Below are 19,075 nucleotides of genomic sequence, written 5' to 3'. Positions count from 1 at the left end.
CATGAAGTGTCCAATTTGCGCGGCGGCGGAGCTGGTGCATGACACGCGCGATGTGCCATACATCTACAAGGGTGAGTCGACCGTCATTCCGGAAGTGACAGGCGATTTTTGCCCCGCTTGTAGCGAGGCTATTTTTGATTTATCCGAGTCGACGCGTGTCAGTGCTGCGATGCTCGAATTCAACAAGCAAGTGAACGCATCAATTGTCGATCCGGCTTTTATTGCGAGCGTCCGTAAAAAGCTTGCTCTGGACCAGCGCGAAGCCGCTGAAATCTTCGGTGGGGGCGTCAACGCGTTTTCGCGCTATGAGAATGGTAAAACCAAGCCACCGTTGGCCTTGGTCAAGCTATTGAAGATACTGGATCACCACCCTGATTTACTCGACGAGGTAAGGGCGGCTTAAGCAGATGTTTGGCCGCACTAGCCAGAAATGCAAACTGCCACCGTAAGGTGGCAGTTTGCATTTCGCATCAGTAACGCTTCAGCCTTGCTTACAAATCGCTCGGATACGGCGCCTTGAGCCACTTTGTCGAGAGCTTGTTCAGCGTGCCGTCGTTCTTCGCTTTCAACACGGCTGCATCCACCTCCTTCAGCAGGCGCCCCTCACCCTTGTTCACGGCGACATGATCGGGTGAACTAAAAAGCGCGAATTTCTGCTCGGGCGCGATCGGCGGATTACGCGCAATGATCGTCGCACCGACGTCATTACCCACCACCATCAACTGAACCTGCCCCGACAGAAACGCTGAAATAGCGCCGTTGGGGTCGTCGAAACGCTTGATTGTCGCGTCCGGCGGCGCCACCTTCGTCACGCTCAAATCTTCCAGTGTTCCGCGCGCCACCGAAATCGTCTTGCCTGCCAGATCCTTTTCGCTTTTAACCGGCAACGACTTCGGTCCGAACACCGCGAGATAGTAAGGCGCATACGGCCGCGAAAAATCGAGCACCTTCTCGCGCTCCGGTGTCTGGCCCACGCTCAGCAGCACGTCGGCCTTGCCGGTGGCGAGATAAGCCATGCGGTTTTCGCCGGTGATCGGGACAAGGTCGACCTTCACCTTCATCGTCCTGGCCAGATAGTCGGCCATCTCAATGTCATAACCCTGCGGTTTCATGTCCGGACCGATCGAGCCGAACGGCGGATAGTCCATGAATACGCCAACCCGGAGCACGCCGTTTTTCTGCACGGTATCGAGGGCGTCCGCGTGGGCGAAAGTGGCCGTGGCCGCCAGGGGCAGGGCGAAAGCCGTAGCCACGAAGAGGCGCCGGGAAAGGCGGGAGAAGCGAGTCGTCATGATGGTGGCCTTGAGCAGAAAATTCGGGGAGCGGGAGGTCGCTAACCACTCGACATCCCGGAGCGCTACGTGACCGTACGCGTGAAAGCACTCTAGGCAGGCCAAAAACCCGCAACAATCGAAATATGCTCATGCCAGCCATGATCGGCGTGCATGGCTTGGGGCGCATTTGCCGATGTTATTTGATCAGCGCCAGCGCGTCCCTGAAACGCGGATGCCGGCAGCTTCCCAGCCAGCCGAAGATCGTGCTTTCCGTGGTGGTGGGAAGCGCTCCTTCGCGCTGCGCTCTGGCCAGCGCGATTGCCTTATTCTCCGGGGTGCGTGAACCGACGGCATCGGCAATCAGTTCCACCGTGTAGCCGAGCTTCAGCAAGCCGCTCACCGTCAGCAACACGCACACATGCGCTTCGCAGCCAGCCACGAACAGCACCGAGTCGTTTGATGGCAACGCCGCCACGAAGTCCGGGCACAGCGTTGCGTCGAACGTATCCTTCTCTATCACGCGATGCCGCTCGCTGATCAGGCCAGCGACGCTCCGCCCAAGCCCACGTGGATTCTGCTCGGTGACAAGCACCGGGATATCGAGCAGATCAGCCGCTTTCACCAGCGTCACGCAACGCTTCAACACGGCCGCGCCGGTGTCGATATGCGGCATCAGTTTCGCCTGCATATCGATGACGACAAGCACCGGGTCAGGCTTCACTTTCCATGATCCGGTCAATCAACCGGGCGTTTTCACCCGCCGATCCGATGCCTTCATGCTTGGCCATCGGAATGAAAAAATGCGTCTTCACGTTCGGCAGGTCTGCACGATCCAGCCACTCCGTCAGATGCCGGGTGAGCCTTTGCGCAGGTACATCGATTTCGGCGCGCAACGCGGGCGGCAACTGACCGAGATACCGCGCTTCGGTCTGATACGGCTCAGGCGCAACGCACAACGCGTCGGGACGGCCATCGGGATCCGCGGGCAGGCGTTGCAACGCTTCGCGCAGCAACGCGACGCCCAGACCCTGGCCGCGCCACTGTTTCCTCACCTCCCACGTGCTGATGTACACCACCCGGTGCGTATTGAACACGCTGCACAGCCGCTCCGGCCCGAGGGCTTCGGTAGCGGCGAGCGCGAGGGACAGCATCTCGCCGGAATAGGTGTCGAGGACATACACCAGGTCCGCGCTGCTGTGGATGGGCGGCACTTTCACGAGTTTCAACTCGACCGCCGCCGCGACAATATCCGTACCCGCCTCATGAAATACGGCGAAAGCCGTGCCGAGCCGCTCGTCGTCGACCTGCGGATATTCATGCCGATACGTCATGGTCAGCAGGAACGGGCCGATTTTTTCCCGATAGGCCAACGGCTTGTCGACGTCGTAATCGCTCGTGCCCTCCAGTCCGTACGGGTCGTAGTCCTGCGCGGCCGCTGCGGCCGCTGCAGGCGCCGGATCCGTGGCCGTTTTCAACACCACGGCCGGCCGTCGCGACTTGGGCACCAGGTCCTCCGGCAAGCCTTCCCAGCTCAGGCGAAGAAATTCGCGAGCGCCGCGATAGTGCGTTTCGAACAACGACGCGATCGGCGCCGTTTCGAACGGCGCAAGAATGCGCTCCGCGGATTCCATTGCCCGATCCATCAACTGATCGGCTTCGGCGGGATCGGGTACGTGCCGCGTGCCATCGCTGTCTGCACCGCCGTTTTCCACGTGTTGCTGGCGCGCGAGTTCGAGCCATGCGTCTGCCGCGCGCTCCGCCAGAAATCCTGCTGCAATCTGATAACCGGACAGCACGATCGACTTGCCGGTTTCTCCAAGCGGGAACACGTACTCGTCGGTCATGACATCCGCAACGTGCACGTTTTTGTAATCCTTGCGTGCGGACGGCGCGTTTTCAGCCGCGTCATAGCGTTCGTGCGACAGCACGTAGGCGGCGAGATCGGGAGCGCCTGGCACCGCATGCGGCCCGGTCGCGGTGGAAACAGCCGCGCCGGAGGGGAGCAGAGCCAGCAAGGATAGGTGCTTCATGAGTGCCATCTCCGTCTCGTGGGGGTGTCATCGTAGCAAAAACGCGTTTTTTTGTACGACGCAACGCCGATGCGGCGCGCAGGTTGCTACCACGCGGATTGCTCGAACGATTTGTTGCTGCAACTGCTGCCTGATGGCAGCGTCCTGCATGCCATCAGATGACAGATACCAGATTATAGGGAGGCCGCGATGAATGGCATCAATGATCAAACTCGTCAGGAAGTACGACACGAAGGTGGTTGCGCTTGCGGGGCATGGCGCTTTACGGTATCGGCGCAGCCGGACCGTGTCGGTCTTTGCCATTGCATGACGTGCCGCCGCGTGCACGGTTCGGCGTTTGGCGCGTACGCGGTGTACCCTGAGGAACAGGTCACCATGTCGGGCGCGACCAAAGCCTGGCAAAGTTCCGCCGATGCCCGCCGCCACTTCTGCCCGGTCTGCGGGTCGGTGGCCTACATGGCGTATGTCAACAATGACGAGATCGACCTGCCGATTGGCGCCTTCGATGAAACCGGCTTCCTCGATCCCACCTACGAACTCTGGTGCATCCACCGCGAGCCGTGGCTGTCCGGCGCCGGACGGCGCGAATATTCCGAAGACCGTTCCTGACGAGCGCACCGGGTTGCCAGACCACCACATGACCGCGCCTTTTTTCACCATTGGTCATTCGACCCGTCCGCTGGCGGAATTTACCGGTTTGCTGAAGGAAAGCGAGATCGACATGCTGGTCGATGTCCGCAGCATTCCGCGATCACGAACCAATCCGCAGTTCAACCTGGACAGCTTGCCGGCTTCGCTGAGTACGGAGGGGGTGGGATATGTGCACCTCGAGGCTCTGGGCGGGCGGCGCGGCAAGGGCAAGATGGACCACCCGTCGAAGAACACCTACTGGACCCATCCGGCGTTCCGCCATTACGCCGACTACGCGCTGGGTGAACCCTTCCGCGAAGGCCTGGAACAACTGCTCGACCTCGGCCACACCCGACGCTGCGCGATCATGTGCTCGGAAGCAGTGTGGTGGCGGTGTCATCGGCGAATCGTGGCGGATTATCTGCTCGCACGAGGTGAAACCGTGCTGCACATCATGGGCCCGCACCAGGTCAGGCCCGCGACACTTACGCCGCAAGCGCAACCGCAAGCAGACGGCACTGTGATCTATCCGGAATCCGGCACGACGGTGGGAGCGACCCCGACTTGACCGTCTTCTTGCCCTCAATGCACAAGCAGAAGGCAATCGTTTGCCTATGCTGGAACTGTGCCCATTGCGCCGTGTCGGATATCAGGCTGAAGCAAGCAAGGGGTCCCCCGCAATTGAGATCATCGTTTGCCGGTCATCTCGAACCCCGAATCCGCGCGACACGAATTTTCCCGTAACAGCAAGGAACCGCGACCCATGAGCAAGCAACCCATAGCTGGCAGCGACAAGCCGCAACCCGAAGGCGCTCGTTGCCTCGGTGCATGCAACCCGGACGAAAAAATCGAAGTGGTGGTCATGCTTCGGCGGCAAAACGAGGACGCATTCCGGCAGTTGATGCAAAAGATCAACAGCGGCGCTGCCGACGCCGTGCCGGTTTCACGCGAGGAATTCAGCAAACGCTTCGGGGCATCGGCGTCGGATGTGGCCAGGACGGAAGCGTTCGCGAAGGCGCACGGCTTGACCGTAGTCCGCGCCGATCCGGGCGCGCGCAGCGTGGTGCTCTCCGGCACGATCGCCCAGTTCAGCACGGTGTTTGGCGTCAAGCTGGAGCGCTTCGAGCATCACGCGATCGGCGAGTATCGCGGGCGCACGGGACCGGTGAATGTGCCGGAGGACATGAAGGACCTGGTGACCGCCGTGCTGGGTCTCGACAGCCGGCCACAGGCGCGCCCGCATTTCCGCTTCCGGCCGCCGTTCAAGACGGCGCGCAGCGAATCCAGCACGTCATACACGCCACTCGATCTCGCGCGGCTCTACGACTTCCCCGGCGGCGACGGCAGTGGCCAGTGTGTCGGCATTATCGAACTGGGCGGGGGGTATAACGAAAGCGACCTGAGCGCCTATTTTTCGCAACTGGGCGTGGCCCAGCCGAACGTGGTTGCGATCGGCGTCGACCAGGCGAACAACTCGCCGTCCGGCAACCCGAACGGGCCTGACGGCGAGGTGACGCTGGACATCGAGATTGTCGGTGCGATCGTGCCGGGTGCGCGCATCGCGGTGTATTTCACGGCCAACAGCGACGCGGGTTTTATCGACGCCGTGAACCGCGCAATCCACGACGATACCAACAAGCCATCGGTCATCTCGATCAGTTGGGGCGGGCCGGAAACCAACTGGACGCCGCAGTCGCAAAACGCCTTCGATGAAGTCCTGCAATCGGCCGCGGCGCTGGGCGTGACGGTGTGCGCAGCTTCCGGCGACAGCGGTTCCGGCGACGGCGCCGCGAACGGCGATCATGTCGATTTCCCGGCGTCGAGCCCGTACGTGCTCGCGTGCGGCGGGACGCAACTGTTGGCATCGGCGAGCGGGATCCGAAGTGAAGTGGTGTGGAACGACGGCGACCAGGGCGGCGCGGGCGGTGGCGGCGTGAGCGCTGTGTTTGCGCTGCCGGTCTGGCAGAACGGCCTGAGCGTCACGCGCGTCAACGGCGCCAGGTCGGCGCTGACCAAACGCGGCGTGCCCGATGTTGCCGGCGACGCGTCGCCGCTCACCGGCTACGATGTGATCATTGGCGGGACGCAGACGGTGGTGGGTGGCACGAGCGCGGTCGCGCCGCTATGGGCCGGGCTGATCACCCGGATCAACGCGGCGGCGGGAAAGCCGGTGGGTTTCCTCAACCCGAAGCTGTACGCTGCGAAGACCGCGGGCCACGACATCACGCAGGGAAACAACGGCAGCTTCGAGGCGACGGCGGGTTGGGACGCCTGCACGGGGCTGGGCAGCCCGGACGGCGCGAAAGTCGCGGCTGCGCTGAAGTAGCGGTTGCAGGTCCGGATTGGTTGAGTTGACGCAGTTGAGTTGACGTAGTTGAGGTTGGTTGAGTTGTGACGATGGGCCCAGGCAAGAATTCCAACAACACCGGCAAGGGAGCAATCATGACGAACTCCGGTTCAGCGGCAAATACATCTTCAGGCACGTCTGCAGGTACTTCTACAACAGCGCCGGATCAGCCTTATTTCGATCCCACTCCCTATGGCAATGGCCCCAATGATTCCATCGATGCCAGCCTGACCGACGAAAACGCCGCCATCACGCAGCATTCGGTCGTCATAGGCGGCAAGCAGATCGACTACACGGCGACGGCCGGCCATCTTGTGATTGTCGATCCAAGCAGTTCTAAGCCCGACGCGAAACTTTTTTACGTCGCGTTCACGCAGAATAATCAGACAGAAGAATCGCGCCCGGTCACGTTTTTCTACAACGGCGGACCGGGATCGTCGTCGGTATTCGTGTTGCTCGGATCTTTCGCCCCCCGACGCATCAAGACCTCGATGCCCTCGTTCACTCCGCCCGCGCCCTACCAAATGGAGGACAACCCGGACAGCTTGCTGGACAAGAGCGATCTCGTGTTCATCAATCCGGTCGGCACGGGTTATTCGGCGGCCATTGCCCCGAACAAGAACATCGATTTCTGGGGCGTCGACCAGGACGCGAACTCGCTCAAGCAATTCATCAAGCGCTACCTGACGAAAAACAACCGCTGGAATTCGCCGAAATTCCTGTACGGCGAATCGTACGGCACCGCGCGCAGTTGCGTGCTTGCGTACCTCTTGCACGAGGACGGCGTGGACCTGAACGGCGTCACGCTGCAGTCGTCGATTCTCGACTACACGCAATCCGGCAACCCCGTGGGCGCGCTGCCGACGGCCGCCGCCGACGCGTGGTTTCATCGCAAGCTGGGGGTGCATCCGCGTCCGACCGACCTGCTGACGTTCGCCGAGGAAGTCGCGCAGTTCTCGCGCACGGATTACATCGCGGCGTTGCGCAAATTCCCGCAGACCGACAACGACACGGTGGAGAAACTGTCCGAATACACGGGCATCGACAAAGTCACGTTGATCGCCTGGAGTCTCGACGTGGCTTCGTACGACAGCCAGGGCAACTCGCTGTTTCTCACAACGCTGCTGAAGTCCAAAGGCGTGGCGCTAGGCTCCTACGATGGCCGCGTGACGGCGATCTCGACGGGCATAGCGGGCAAGATCGATCCGAACTCCGGCGGCAACGACCCCACCATGACGGCCGTGACCGGCGTGTACACCGTCATGTGGAACGAGTACCTGAACGAGCAGCTGAAGTTCACGTCCACGTCGTCATTCACGGACCTGAATGACCAGGCGTTCGCCAACTGGGACTTTCATCACACGGACCCGACCGGCGCGCAGAAGGGCGTAGACGCGCAGGGCAACATCATTCTCTATACGGCCGGCGACCTGGCTGCGGTGATGGCGCTCAACATCGACCTGAAGGTGTTGTCGGCAAATGGTTTCTACGACTTCGTGACGCCGTTCTACCAGACGATAATCGACCTGCAGCAAATGCCGCTGATCGATAAAACCGTGAGGGAGAATTTATCGGCGAAGTTTTATCCGTCGGGACACATGATCTATCTCGACGGCCCTTCGCGTACGCAATTGAAGGCGGATCTGGCGAAGATGTACGAGGCAGCGACAACGGATCATCAGGCAATGAGCCGGATTCGCGCACTGCAGCAACGCAAGGCTGAACTGAAATAGCAGGCCATTAGCGAGGGTTGGATCACGGCGTCGGCGGGAACACAAGTTGCGAATGGATGAACGAGCGCATATGGAATGCGTCACTTCAATTGCACACTGGAGTTCCCCCGATGCCGACCTCGAAGAAGAATGGTGGCGCAACTGCGCCGTCGAAAAACGCCAGCGCAGTTGCGCGGACACCCTCGCAAAACAACACCAACACGAAGCTTGACAGTCTTGAGCAGTTCCGCTCGGACGCGACGAATCAAGCCCTGACGACTAATCAGGGCGTCAAGGTTTCCGACAATCAGAACACCCTCAAGGCCGGTCCTCGCGGACCTTCGCTGCTCGAAGATTTCATCATGCGTGAAAAAATCACGCACTTCGATCATGAGCGGATTCCGGAGCGGATCGTGCATGCCCGCGGTTCGGCCGCGCATGGCGTGTTCAGACCGTACAAGGCGCATAGCGACCTGACCAAGGCCGCGTTCCTGCAAGACCCGGACAAGGAAACTCCGGTGTACGTACGATTCTCGACGGTGCAGGGATCACGCGGATCGGCAGACACGGTGCGCGACGTTCGCGGCTTCGCCGTCAAGTTCTACACGGAAGAGGGAAACTTCGACCTGGTCGGCAACAACATGCCTGTCTTCTTCATCCAGGACGCCATCAAGTTTCCCGACTTCGTTCACGCGGTCAAACCGGAACCGCATAACGAAATGCCGCAGGGCGGCTCAGCCCACGACACATTCTGGGACTTCGTCTCGCTCGTGCCGGAGTCCGCGCACATGGTGTTGTGGACCATGTCCGACCGCGCCATTCCACGCAGCTTGCGCACCATGGAAGGATTCGGTATCCATACGTTTCGTCTGGTGAATGCCGAAGGCCGAGGGAGGTTCGTGAAATTTCACTGGCGTCCGACCATCGGGTCGGCTTCGCTCCTGTGGGACGAAGCGCAGAAGCTGGCCGGCAAGGATGCGGATTTCCACAGGCGGGATCTGTGGGAGGCGATTGATATGGGCGACTATCCGGAGTGGGAGCTGGGCGTGCAGATCGTGGAAGAGGACGACGAGCATTCGTTCGACTTCGACCTGCTCGATCCGACCAAGATCATCCCGGAGGAAATCGTGCCGATCACCATGCTCGGCAAACTCACCCTGAACCGCAACCCGGACAACTTTTTCGCGGAAACGGAACAGGTGGCGTTTTGTCCCGGGCACATTGTGCCGGGCATCGATTTCTCGAACGATCCGCTGCTGCAAGGCCGTTTGTTCTCATACACCGACACGCAGATCAGCCGCCTGGGTGGTCCGAACTTCCACGAAATCCCGATCAACCGCACTATCGTGCCAATGCACAACAATCAGCGCGACGCGAAACACCGGATGACGGTGAATCGCGGTCAGGCGTCGTATGAGCCGAATTCCATCGATAACGGCTGGCCGAAGGAAACTGAACCCGCCGCAGCGGGCGGTGGTTTCGAAACCTATCCGGAACGCGTGGATGCCGTGAAGATCCGGCAGCGCAGCGAGTCCTTCGCCGACCATTATTCGCAAGCCACGCTGTTCTGGAACAGCATGACGAAACCGGAGAAGGATCATATTGTGGGCGCGTATTCGTTCGAGCTGAGCAAGGTCGAACGCAAGTTCATCCGCGAACGCCAGCTTGGGATTCTCGCGAATATCGACAGTGAACTGTGTGCGCGGGTTGCCGGGAATCTCGGTCTGCCAGCGCCGAAAGCGACTGCAAGCGCGGCCGAACTGGGCAAGTCGTCGCTGGCGGAGTCGCCGGCGCTGAGCATTGTCGCGAAGACCAAGCCGTCGGTGAAGACGCGCAAGGTCGCCATTCTCGCGGCCAAGGGCGCGGATGTCGCCACGATCAAGGCGATCAAGGAGGCGCTGGCCGCTGAAGGCGCGCATGCAAAGGTGGTGGCGCCGCAGCTCGGCACGCTGGGCGACGGCGTGGAAGTCGATGCAACCATTCTTGGTTTGCCATCGATCATGTTCGACGGCGTGGTGGTGGCCGGCGGCGCGGCGAGCGCAAAGATCCTGTCGGAATCCGGCGATGCCCGCCACTTCGTACTTGAATCGTTCAAGCATCTCAAGGCTATCGGCGCAGTGGGCGACGGCGAGGACGTGCTGGCCGCCGCGCATTTGCCGACAGATGACGAGGGCGTCAGCGTGGGCAGTGACGTGAAGAAGGTGATGAAGGCATTTATTGCCGCGATGTCGAAACATCGCGTATGGACGCGGGCTGAAAAGGCGGAAAGCGTGCCGGCGTGATCGAGGGTGACTGGTTGAGCCGCTCAATCAGCCGATTAATCAGCCGATTAATTTCCACGGAGGATGACATGGTCAAGACAGCATTGTGGGTCCGGTTGGAAGCCAAACCCGGCAAGGAGAAAGATGTCGAGGCGTTCTTGCTGGGTGGCCTGGCGCTGGTCGAGCAGGAGCCCGCCACGACTGCATGGTTTGCGCTGAAGTTGAACGCAAGCACGTTCGGAATCTTCGATGCCTTCCCCGACGAAGCCGGTCGCGATGCGCATCTTTCCGGCAAGGTCGCCGAAGCGCTGATGGCGAAGGCGGATGAACTGCTTGCTTCGCCGCCGCAGATCGTGAAGGTCGATCTGCTGGCAGCGAAGCTGCCGGGCTGAACGCACGCGGCATGGGTGTCACCTGCTGCTGCGTTGAGTGCAACGCCGCAGCAGGCCTACCGACTCATTTCAGATCAATCATTTCAAAGCGGGTTCAATGATGCTCGGGGAAGTCCGCGCGGGGTTTCGGCGTGGCCGGCATCTTCGCGTATTCGAACTCCGGCAATGCCTTGATCGCGTCCTTTGTCGCGCCCGCCAACACAATCTTCCCGCCGACTATATCGAGTTGCTCGATAGGAATGGCGACGTCGTGATGCGAGACGCCGGCAAACTGGCTGGCCGCAATGATCGCAAACGACACCGACTTGTCCGGCGCCACGATGATGTCGTGGATCACACCGACCCGCGCACCGTTCTCGTTGACCACCGGCTTGTTCAGGATGGATTTCTTGATGCTCCAGCCGCCGAGGATGGCGGTGGACTCCTGCACGCTGATACCGAGTGGCTGCGAGCCGGCAACTTGCGCCTGCGAAGGAAGGGCGACTTGAGCAAGCGCTGCCGCGAGTAGCGCTGCGATGAGTTTCGTCTTCATGTGTGTCCTTTTGCGCGAGTGAATGAACGGGCATGCGGGACGCCCATGCGGGTTCAGGTTGGAAAACCGGAGACACGCTTGCGCCGGCCGCAGGAAAAACCATCGGCCGACAGCTCATGACTGATGGTCGTGGGTGGTGCGTTACACGACTAAGCTAAGCGAAACGGACGGCTTGATACGAGTGACACAAAACACGTTGGGAAAAACGAACGAACAGGGTCATGCCGACAATGAACTTCGGCGTTTGACCGGTCAGGTTGAATGTGGCCTTGTCCGGATGGTTCGCCTGAGCGATGTGACATGAATGTGTCTTGTATCGCAATGAGCGAACTGATTGGGTACGGCAACAGAACCTTGCTGAATGGTAGCGGTGAAATCAGTTTCTGTCAGAGAAGGCCCAACCTGGAGCCTGGCTAGCGGGCAGGACCTGAGATGGAACGCGGCTCGCATGCCTGTCGAACTGTAAAGTTTGGATGGCGCTTTTTGTAAGATTTGGAGGCGAGGTTTAAATGAAGAGGGCCGCTGCATGGCGGCCCTCTTTATCAACTCAATTTAACTAAAGCGTTAATTTTCACTCGATCTCTGGCGGATCATGTCCGTCGGATTATTGATATCGAGCTTAGTGTCCGAAGTACACCGAATGTGTTCCGTCGGGTTGCGCCATCGGCATGCGCATGCCGGCCGCGGACGAACTGTCTGTCGGCGAGCCGTAAGAGGTCGCCGTGACACCACGGTTCGCTTCCACGCGTTGCTCTGCTGCCTGGGCCTGCGCCGGGTAGGTCGTGTGATCGCCTTCGACGTTATAGCCGGATTGTTCCATCTGAATCAGATCGGCCTTGACTGCAGGGCGGCTTACCGTGTCTGCATCTTGCGCATAAGCGAATGCCGGTGCGCCCAGCGCGCAAGCCAGCGCCATTGCGGGAACCAGTGACTTGAACATGATGGAATCTCCTCGGATCTTGTGGGTCGAGTTTGTTCCAGGACCGGTGAGGTCATGCCGAACAATCTCAACACTGAAGTGTAGGTAAGCAAGCGTTGCTGCATTAGCCGCGAATCTGTCGAAATATTGTTGTGCATCTCGCAATAATGAATGCACTGGATCGGTGCGGTGAACCGTTTGGTTAATTTCTGGGTTAATCGAGGCTCCACGAGTCGTCGCGCGTTCCCACACCGGGCCGAGTGATTGTGTCGTTTAGGTGGATCGATCGTTTCAGCTTATTCAATTGGCGTGGCCGCCTGCATTTGCGACACTGGCGCTCCTATCAAAACAGGCGTGTCCGGCGTCGTCGCGCAGGCAATCACTCAATGAATTCGCTAAGGACACACGCAGCGACACCAATTGCCGCAGTGTTTCGCCAGGCACTCTTGTTCATCTGTCTGCTCGCGCTTTCCGTTGCAGCCCATGCCTCCACGCTCAAGCCGTTTATTGTTGGCGCGGTGCCCGGCGCGTTGCCGCCGATGGAAATGAAAGACCTGAGCGGATCCGGCAACAGCGTTCGCGGGATGTCCGCCGATTTTGCTCAGCGTATTGCCGGCGCGTTGAAAAGGCCGCTCGAATGGAAGACCTTTCATGACCGCGCCGCCATGATCGACGCATTGCGCCGCCATGAGATCGATGCCGCCACCAGCGCGACGGGCAATGACTCCGGTCACGCGTTGCTCTACAGCCGCCCGTATGTGGTCACCAAGCAGGTCTTCGTCGAACGCCGGGTGGCTGACCCGCATACCGGGCGTATCGCTTATGTCGGGCAGCAGACTTCGGTGCAGCGGCTGCACCGCGCTTATCCGGCGCTGTATCCGGTCGGATATGCCGATACGCTGAGCGCATTGCTTGCGGTGTCGCAGGGAGATGCAGACGCGTTTGTCGGCGATCTCGTCACGGCCGGTTATACCGTCGATCACCTCGATCTGATCAACCTCACTCTGTCGGGTTTCACCCCGTTCGACGAAGCGGGTTACAGCTTTGCTTTCGCAGCGGACGCACAGGGCGAACAGTTGCGTCAGCGCGTGGATGCGGCGCTGGCTGCGCTGCCAGAGCGTTTTGCGCTGGAAGTGGGCGCCCGATGGGCTGCCGCGTCGGCCGTGACATTTACCCGGCCACTTACGCTGGACGACGCGCAGCGTGCGTGGATCAAGGCGCATCCGGTGATCGACTACACCACCTATGCCAACGCCGCGCCCATGACCTTCCGCGATGCAAGCGGCGAACCGGCGGGCCTGTCCGTCGATGTGCTCGCTGCTATCGGCAAGTTGACGGGGTTGCGGTTCGAAGGCCGCTTGCGTGCTTCGACAAACCAGGTCATGGGCGATATACGCAATGGCAGCGCAATGTTGATTGCGCATAGCGTGAGTAACGGCGAGGTTCCGCCGGAAGTCGCGGCAACCCGGCCCTACGGCGAAGGCGTATTCGTGATCCTGACGCGCGTGGGCGCGCCGGCGCTGCGCGATGTGCGTGCGCTCGCCGGCAAGCGTATTGCGTTATGGCCCAATCACCCGATCATCGCGATGCTGCGCGAACGCGTGCCGTCGGCGCGGATTGTTGCGACCTCGCCGGTCGATGGCCAGTTCGAAGCCGTCGTGAAAGGCGAGGCGGACGCAACCATCGCCGACCTTCCGTTCGCCAACTATGCGGTTGGCGACGCGTATCGCGGCAAGCTTGTCATCACCGGCGCGTTCTCCGAGCAACCCGTGCCGTACGGCTTTCTTGTCGCGCGAAACCAGCCGATGCTGCTCACGATCCTGAATCAGGCGATCGAACACATGCAGCCGACGGAACTCGATGCCATGCGCCGTCGATGGGTGCTGGTGAACCATCCGGAGAGCCTGTGGGAACGGCGGCGTCCGCAGGTTCTTCTTGGCCTGCTGCTGGGTGGGCTGATGCTGGCGCTGCTGACCGGCTGGGCGGTGTCGTTGAAAGCGCAGATCGCGCGCCGGCGGGCGGCCGAGCATGCGATGCGCGTGGCGAAGGAAGAAGCCGAAACCGCGAACCGCGCGAAGTCGACGTTCCTTGCCGCCATGAGCCATGAAATCCGGACGCCGATGAACGCCGTGCTGGGGCTTCTGGAACTCGAATTGCGTAGTCCGGGGGATCGCGCATCGACCGAGCGAGCGCTTGGCACTGCGCATCAGGCCGCCCGCGATCTGCTCGGCATGATCGACGATATCTTCGATATGGCGAAGATCGAAGCGGGAAGGCTTGTGTTGATACCCGCGCCGCTGGAACTGGGTGGATGGGTGGACAGCGTGGCGGCGATCTACGAGCAGGCGGCGCGCAGCAAGGGTATCGCGCTGGTGGTGCGCATGCGGGGTGGCCTCACGCATGGGCATGCATGGGTGATGGCTGATGCGCTGCGCCTGAGGCAAGTGCTGGGCAATCTGTTGTCGAATGCGATCAAGTTCACGGAGGCGGGACACGTGACGCTCGAATATGCGGTCGGGGCAGTGAAGAAGGGTGACGAACATACTTCGTATTGCGAACTGTTGCTGACGGTCTGCGACACCGGCATCGGTATTGCCGCGGATCAACAAGCGTTGCTGTTTGAACCATTCGCGCAGGCGCGTCAGGAACGGCCCGGCCGCTTCGGCGGCACGGGTCTCGGTCTCACCATCTGTCTGCGCCTGATGACCCTGATGGGTGGCACGATTCGCTTATCGAGCAGACCCGGGCAGGGCAGCCGCTTCACCGTGCGAGTGCGCTTGCCTGTAACCCGCCCGCCGGTCGAAGGCCATGCGCCGGCGCTCATCCCCGCGCTCGATACAGGTGATTTGCAGGGCCTGCGCGTACTCATTGTCGACGATCATCCGGCGAATCGCATCCTGCTGGCGAGCCAGTTGAGTACGCTCGGTTGCGTGATCGAAACCGCCAACGACGGAGAGGCGGCATTCGTGCGCTGGGACCGGCAGCGGCAAGAGGGCGCGCCGTTCGACCTGATCCTGACCGATTGTTCGATGCCCACGATGAGCGGCGAGGATCTCGCGCGTGCAATTCGTGCACGTGAACAGGCGCTGCTGCGCATGAACGCCGATGTGACGCCGACACCGATCGTAGGCGTCACGGCAAATGCGCAGGCCGAGGCGCTCACGCAAGCGCTGGCTGCGGGAATGACGTTGTGTCTGGTCAAACCGCTTGGGCTCGACGCGCTGCACCGGGCGCTGGTGGTTGCCCTGCATGATGGACAGGAGCCGAAGGCCGAGGCGCCGGACGGTTCCTTGCTCGCGGCATCGCGTGTTGCACCCATGCATATGCCGACCGCATCGACTGGTTCTGCGGGGCGCTCCAGGCCGGGTCGTGGGCATGCCGTTGCCTATGGCCCCACGCAAAACTTCCCGGCTAACATTGTCGTTCGCCGGGCGGTGTTGCCTGCACCCGGCACGGCCCCCGAACCTGATCAACTTGCCACCCCCGCCACGGTTCCGCGTTTCAACGCAGACCAGCTCAACAGCTTCGGCGATCAAGCCGCCGCGCTGGTCGACGCACTTAAATCGGCGAACCGGCAGGATCTCGATGAGGCGCGCCGGGCGTTCGCATCGGCGGACTTCCAGCGTCTGCTCGAACTTGCGCACCGGATGAAGGGCGCTGCGTTCGTGATCGGCGCCACGTCTTTCTCCGATGCCTGCCTGGACCTGCAGCATGCATGCGTGATAACGCCGGGACAAGGCTACGAGACCGCGGCGATCCGCATTGCCTACGCCCGTTTCCACGCCGAAGCGACAGCACTCGATACGGCGCTTGAGCAGCACCCTGCCTAAGTCCGCCACGAGGCTTTTACGGTCGCTCGGCGGCGAGCCACCCCCGCTTGCATCCCGCTTGTTCCCGCGTCTTGATTAATGTCCGATTCCGTTCCGGGAACGCGCATGTGTTTTAATTAGCCCCTCCTCTCGCTCCGACACTTGGCCGTTGCGTTTCTGGCGCGGCCCGATCGCCGAATGAATAGAAGGCTTCTTTCGCATTACCGTCACCGCCGCCACAGTCGCCGGCGTGTTGCCGCCGTATGGTTCCTGCTTGCGTTCGCCGCCGGCAGTGTGCCGGTTCACGCGCAAAAACCCGAGCTGCTGGATCCGCGCGTCACCCAGTCGACCATCGTGGACACCATCTGCCGCCCCGGTTATGCCGACGACGTCCTGCCTCCCTTCGACACCTTGCAGCGCCAGAAGCAGCAACTGCTGAGCCAGCGCCATGTGGACCCGCAGAGCGCCTCGGACTACGCGCTCGATCACCGCATGCCGATCCTCCTGGGAGGCTCCCCGACTGCCGCGGCGAACCTCGATATCCGCCGCTGGGACGGGCGTGCCGGGCAGCGTCGCAAGGAGCGGCTGGCGGTGTTCCTGAAGCGCTGTGTGTGCACCGGCGACATGCCGCTGGCAGACGCGCAGGCGGCCATGTCGGGCGACTGGCCGAGCCGTTTCCGCAATCTGTCGAGTCCCACGTGCAACGGGGGGTGAGCGGATGCTGGTTCGCCCCCGGTCATCAGCGCCGCCCCGAACGGCCCCTCATCCCATCGTGAAGGTATCGAGCGGCTGATTCGCCTGCGCCTCGCCGGCGAAGCGTCTCGCCAGCTGGTCGTGGAGACGGCGGGCTTCCTCGAGTGTCAGGTCGATCCAGTACGGGTCTCCCGCGCCGTCGTTCAGACGCTCGGGCGGAAACTGGATCTCCAGCACAATGCCTTTCTTGTAGCCCATCGATCAACACTCCGCGCGGTCGCAGAAAAGAACAGGCGTCGATCTTACCGGGCCAGTCCGTCTTCATTGGCGCGCGGCGAGGAAAAAACAGTCTCTTGCCGATGGTTCAACGAAGCGGACCGGCGCCGCAAGGCCTGAAGACGTTGCGTCTGCGACAAGTTGTCACGCCGTGGGCAGCGCTGCCCCGTCAATCAGATGACTGACCACGCGCTCGCCCAGCGCGGGCCCGATGCTCATGCCCACGCCGCTATGCATGTACACACCGGTCACATTCGGTGGGGCCCGCAGGACGGAAAATGGTGCGCCTGACGTCCCGGTGCGCGCGCCATACACCCCTTGCCATCGCTCGACGACCTGCAACGTACTGCCGAGCGTGTATTCCGCTAGACCCAGCAGGAGTTCATCAATAGCCTGCGCATTGAACGGCGACGGATCGTCACCGTAGTCGTGCGAATCCCCCACGATCAGATCCCCTTCAGGCGTCGGGCTCGCCAGCAGATGAATGCCGTGCTCGAGCAGCGCGGGTTCCCGCGCCGCCACTTCCGCATGCAATGCGGCGGCTTCGGGAAGGTCCGAGAACGCGCCGTAATGCAGGCAGCTCAGCCCGGTCAGCACGGCGTGATCGAGGGCGAACGGGATGGCCGGCCGCACGCGCAGCATCTGCAACCGGCAGACGCGCGGCGCCAGCGCGGCGAGTTGCGGCGCGAGCAGCGACAGATAATCATGTCCCGCGCAAACCACCACATGCTCCGCGCGCCACGGGCCCGCAGTCGTCTCGATCCGGCCGCCATCGACGTTCTGCACGAGCGTGCCGAAGCGAAAATCGACGTTGTACGTGCGCCGCAAGTAGTCGATGAGTGCAGGCACCGCTTCGCGTGAAAACACTTGCAAGTCGGCGCGTCCATGCAGTGCCGCACGATGTTTCCGGAAGCGGCCGTCGTAGAGATCGTCGAGCGCGGCGCGCGAAAGCAACGCGGTCTCGTAGCCCGCCGCTTCGGCACGGGTCGCCGCGAACGCCTCGATCACCTGTGCCTCGGCCGCGCTGCGGGCGAACATCAGCGAGCCGGAACGCCGGACATGCAGCGCCGCGCCGGCTGCCCAGTCGAGCCATATTTTCCGCGACGCCTGCGCAAGCGCATGCATCGCGCCCGGCGGCTGGCCGGTCACCAGCACCATGCCGAAATTGCGGATCGATGCGCCCACCGGCGTACCGCTGCGCTCGAATACGGTCACGCGCAAGCCGCGTTGAGCGAACGCACAGGCATGCGCCAGCCCGAGAATACCCGCGCCGACAATCGCGACATCGGTGTGAACAGGAGTATGCGTTGTTGTCATGATCATCCGTGTGGCGGCCTTCGCGTACTACAATACGCGCGGTCCCGTGTTTATCCCTTTGCCCGTTCATTCATTGCCGGCATGCCCGGCCGTACTCGATGCTCGCCGAACAACGTCATCAATACATCCTGTCGGAGTTGTCGAAGAACGGCGCGTTGTCGGTCGCCGAGCTCGTCCGCGCACTCGACGTGTCGCGCGAGACCATCAGGCGCGACCTCAACGCTCTTGCCGAGCGCGGCCTGATCGCGACCACCCATGGCGGTGCGCTGTCCAACGACCGGCGGGAGCCTGATCTCGACGTGCGCGAAGCGGCGAACGCAGCCGCCAAGCGCGCGATCGGGGAACGTGCCGCGCAACTCGTACCGGACGGCGCGTCGGTGATCATCGACTCGGGCAGCACGACCCAAGCCGTCGCGCGCGCACTGGGCGACCGGCACCGCTTGATGGTCTACACCAACGACTGGCGCATCGCGCTGCTGCTCGGCCGCCACAACGACAACAAGGTCACGCTGTTCGGCGGTGAGCTCTCGGACAACGAGGACGCGGTATTCGGGCTGGACACCGTCCAGCAACTTTCGCAATATCACGTGGACTTCGCATTTGTCGGCGCGGGCGCGATCACGCCCGAAGGCTTCCTGACCGACTACTCGCGTCTCGCCGCCGAAGTGCGCAGCCGCATGATCCTGGCGGCGGGCGCGGCGGTTATCGTCGCGGACAACTCGAAGTTCGGCAACGTCACGCCCGTGCGTATCCGCGACTTCGAGAAGGCGCGTTACCTCATCACCGAAGTCGCGCCCGACAAAGCCATGCGCCGTGCCATCGCCGCGCGCGGGCCGGAGCTGGTGATCGCCTGAGTGCCAGGGGTTCACGTGTCGCGGCGCTT

Annotated in this window: 17 protein-coding genes; 10 read left to right on the top strand and 7 right to left on the bottom strand. The window is 61.8% G+C overall.

What is annotated here, in order from left to right; translation table 11 throughout:
- Position 1: 1 nt before the first annotated feature.
- A complete protein-coding gene (locus AWB69_RS05030; protein WP_062082788.1) occupies positions 2 to 403 on the top strand; it encodes a type II toxin-antitoxin system MqsA family antitoxin in 402 nt (133 codons plus the stop codon).
- 88 nt (positions 404 to 491) lie between these two features.
- Here AWB69_RS05030 and AWB69_RS05025 read toward each other — a convergent pair whose 3' ends face one another.
- The 3 genes from AWB69_RS05025 to AWB69_RS05015 form a co-directional block, all read right to left on the bottom strand.
- Positions 492 to 1,292: a transporter substrate-binding domain-containing protein gene (locus AWB69_RS05025; RefSeq protein WP_062082786.1), complete on the bottom strand. Its 801-nt coding sequence runs from the start codon at positions 1,290 to 1,292 to the stop codon at positions 492 to 494.
- Between the two features lie 178 nt (positions 1,293 to 1,470).
- Positions 1,471 to 1,995 (bottom strand): isochorismatase family protein, encoded by a 525-nt coding sequence (locus AWB69_RS05020; RefSeq protein ID WP_231936982.1) that lies wholly within the window; start codon positions 1,993 to 1,995, stop codon positions 1,471 to 1,473.
- Positions 1,985 to 3,304 carry an inositol monophosphatase gene (locus tag AWB69_RS05015; RefSeq protein WP_231936981.1) on the bottom strand — a complete coding sequence of 440 codons (1,320 nt, stop codon included), beginning with the start codon at positions 3,302 to 3,304 and terminating at the stop codon, positions 1,985 to 1,987. Before AWB69_RS05015 ends, AWB69_RS05020 begins: the two co-directional genes overlap by 11 nt.
- 189 nt (positions 3,305 to 3,493) lie before the next feature.
- On the opposite strand from AWB69_RS05015, the gene AWB69_RS05010 reads away from it, so the two are divergent.
- From AWB69_RS05010 to AWB69_RS04985, 6 genes are all read left to right on the top strand, one after another.
- Positions 3,494 to 3,913, top strand: a complete 420-nt coding sequence (locus AWB69_RS05010; protein ID WP_062082784.1) for a GFA family protein — start codon at positions 3,494 to 3,496, stop codon at positions 3,911 to 3,913.
- 28 nt (positions 3,914 to 3,941) lie between these two features.
- Entirely contained in the window at positions 3,942 to 4,502 is a 561-nt protein-coding gene (locus AWB69_RS05005; protein WP_062082782.1) for a DUF488 domain-containing protein, read from the top strand.
- A gap of 195 nt (positions 4,503 to 4,697) precedes the next feature.
- Positions 4,698 to 6,260 (top strand): S53 family peptidase, encoded by a 1,563-nt coding sequence (locus AWB69_RS05000; protein ID WP_062082780.1) that lies wholly within the window; start codon positions 4,698 to 4,700, stop codon positions 6,258 to 6,260.
- A 116-nt stretch (positions 6,261 to 6,376) separates the two neighbouring features.
- Positions 6,377 to 8,014, top strand: a complete 1,638-nt coding sequence (locus AWB69_RS04995; protein ID WP_062082964.1) for a S10 family peptidase — start codon at positions 6,377 to 6,379, stop codon at positions 8,012 to 8,014.
- A 110-nt stretch (positions 8,015 to 8,124) separates the two neighbouring features.
- Positions 8,125 to 10,275 (top strand): catalase HPII, encoded by a 2,151-nt coding sequence (gene katE / locus AWB69_RS04990; RefSeq protein ID WP_062082778.1) that lies wholly within the window; start codon positions 8,125 to 8,127, stop codon positions 10,273 to 10,275.
- 68 nt (positions 10,276 to 10,343) lie between these two features.
- On the top strand, positions 10,344 to 10,646 hold the full coding sequence (locus AWB69_RS04985) for a putative quinol monooxygenase (protein WP_062082776.1): 303 nt from the start codon (positions 10,344 to 10,346) through the stop codon (positions 10,644 to 10,646).
- A 94-nt stretch (positions 10,647 to 10,740) separates the two neighbouring features.
- Here AWB69_RS04985 and AWB69_RS04980 read toward each other — a convergent pair whose 3' ends face one another.
- Together AWB69_RS04980 and AWB69_RS04975 are read right to left on the bottom strand one after the other, a co-directional pair.
- Entirely contained in the window at positions 10,741 to 11,178 is a 438-nt protein-coding gene (locus AWB69_RS04980; protein ID WP_062082774.1) for a PRC-barrel domain-containing protein, read from the bottom strand.
- A gap of 619 nt (positions 11,179 to 11,797) precedes the next feature.
- The gene (locus AWB69_RS04975; protein ID WP_062082772.1) at positions 11,798 to 12,118 is read right to left on the bottom strand and encodes a DUF4148 domain-containing protein; all 321 of its coding nucleotides are present in this window, start codon (positions 12,116 to 12,118) and stop codon (positions 11,798 to 11,800) included.
- 365 nt (positions 12,119 to 12,483) lie between these two features.
- Here AWB69_RS04975 and AWB69_RS04970 point away from each other — a divergent pair, with 365 nt between their 5' ends.
- On the top strand, positions 12,484 to 15,927 hold the full coding sequence (locus AWB69_RS04970) for an ATP-binding protein (RefSeq protein ID WP_082913259.1): 3,444 nt from the start codon (positions 12,484 to 12,486) through the stop codon (positions 15,925 to 15,927).
- Between the two features lie 177 nt (positions 15,928 to 16,104).
- The gene (locus AWB69_RS04965) at positions 16,105 to 16,620 is read left to right on the top strand and encodes a hypothetical protein (RefSeq protein ID WP_062082770.1); all 516 of its coding nucleotides are present in this window, start codon (positions 16,105 to 16,107) and stop codon (positions 16,618 to 16,620) included.
- 48 nt (positions 16,621 to 16,668) lie between these two features.
- Here AWB69_RS04965 and AWB69_RS04960 read toward each other — a convergent pair whose 3' ends face one another.
- Complete coding sequence (locus tag AWB69_RS04960; protein ID WP_062082768.1) at positions 16,669 to 16,857, bottom strand: hypothetical protein; 189 nt, start codon at positions 16,855 to 16,857, stop codon at positions 16,669 to 16,671.
- Between the two features lie 162 nt (positions 16,858 to 17,019).
- Positions 17,020 to 18,192 (bottom strand): TIGR03364 family FAD-dependent oxidoreductase, encoded by a 1,173-nt coding sequence (locus AWB69_RS04955; protein WP_062082960.1) that lies wholly within the window; start codon positions 18,190 to 18,192, stop codon positions 17,020 to 17,022.
- A 98-nt stretch (positions 18,193 to 18,290) separates the two neighbouring features.
- Between AWB69_RS04955 and AWB69_RS04950 the strand changes: the two genes are divergently transcribed.
- Positions 18,291 to 19,046, top strand: coding sequence for a DeoR/GlpR family DNA-binding transcription regulator (locus tag AWB69_RS04950; protein ID WP_062082765.1), 756 nt, complete (start codon positions 18,291 to 18,293; stop codon positions 19,044 to 19,046).
- Positions 19,047 to 19,075: the final 29 nt, after the last annotated feature.

This window comes from Caballeronia udeis (genome assembly GCF_001544555.2).
GTDB lineage: Bacteria > Pseudomonadota > Gammaproteobacteria > Burkholderiales > Burkholderiaceae > Caballeronia > Caballeronia udeis.
The sequence above is the reverse complement of the archived record's forward strand: the minus strand, read 5'-3'. Positions and strand labels throughout refer to the sequence as shown.

Bases quoted from the DNA above. Each gene is read 5' to 3' on its own strand.
- AWB69_RS05000 (WP_062082780.1), top strand. From the start codon at position 4,698: ATGAGCAAGCAACCCATAGCTGGCAGCGACAAGCCGCAACCCGAAGGC.
- AWB69_RS04965 (WP_062082770.1), top strand. From the start codon at position 16,105: ATGAATAGAAGGCTTCTTTCGCATTACCGTCACCGCCGCCACAGTCGC.
- AWB69_RS04980 (WP_062082774.1), bottom strand. From the start codon at position 11,178: ATGAAGACGAAACTCATCGCAGCGCTACTCGCGGCAGCGCTTGCTCAA.
- AWB69_RS05030 (WP_062082788.1), top strand. From the start codon at position 2: ATGAAGTGTCCAATTTGCGCGGCGGCGGAGCTGGTGCATGACACGCGC.
- AWB69_RS05005 (WP_062082782.1), top strand. From the start codon at position 3,942: ATGACCGCGCCTTTTTTCACCATTGGTCATTCGACCCGTCCGCTGGCG.
- AWB69_RS04985 (WP_062082776.1), top strand. From the start codon at position 10,344: ATGGTCAAGACAGCATTGTGGGTCCGGTTGGAAGCCAAACCCGGCAAG.
- AWB69_RS04995 (WP_062082964.1), top strand. From the start codon at position 6,377: ATGACGAACTCCGGTTCAGCGGCAAATACATCTTCAGGCACGTCTGCA.
- AWB69_RS04970 (WP_082913259.1), top strand. From the start codon at position 12,484: ATGAATTCGCTAAGGACACACGCAGCGACACCAATTGCCGCAGTGTTT.
- AWB69_RS05015 (WP_231936981.1), bottom strand. From the start codon at position 3,304: ATGAAGCACCTATCCTTGCTGGCTCTGCTCCCCTCCGGCGCGGCTGTT.
- AWB69_RS04960 (WP_062082768.1), bottom strand. From the start codon at position 16,857: ATGGGCTACAAGAAAGGCATTGTGCTGGAGATCCAGTTTCCGCCCGAG.
- AWB69_RS04975 (WP_062082772.1), bottom strand. From the start codon at position 12,118: ATGTTCAAGTCACTGGTTCCCGCAATGGCGCTGGCTTGCGCGCTGGGC.
- AWB69_RS05025 (WP_062082786.1), bottom strand. From the start codon at position 1,292: ATGACGACTCGCTTCTCCCGCCTTTCCCGGCGCCTCTTCGTGGCTACG.
- AWB69_RS04950 (WP_062082765.1), top strand. From the start codon at position 18,291: ATGCTCGCCGAACAACGTCATCAATACATCCTGTCGGAGTTGTCGAAG.
- AWB69_RS04955 (WP_062082960.1), bottom strand. From the start codon at position 18,192: ATGACAACAACGCATACTCCTGTTCACACCGATGTCGCGATTGTCGGC.
- AWB69_RS05010 (WP_062082784.1), top strand. From the start codon at position 3,494: ATGAATGGCATCAATGATCAAACTCGTCAGGAAGTACGACACGAAGGT.
- katE (WP_062082778.1), top strand. From the start codon at position 8,125: ATGCCGACCTCGAAGAAGAATGGTGGCGCAACTGCGCCGTCGAAAAAC.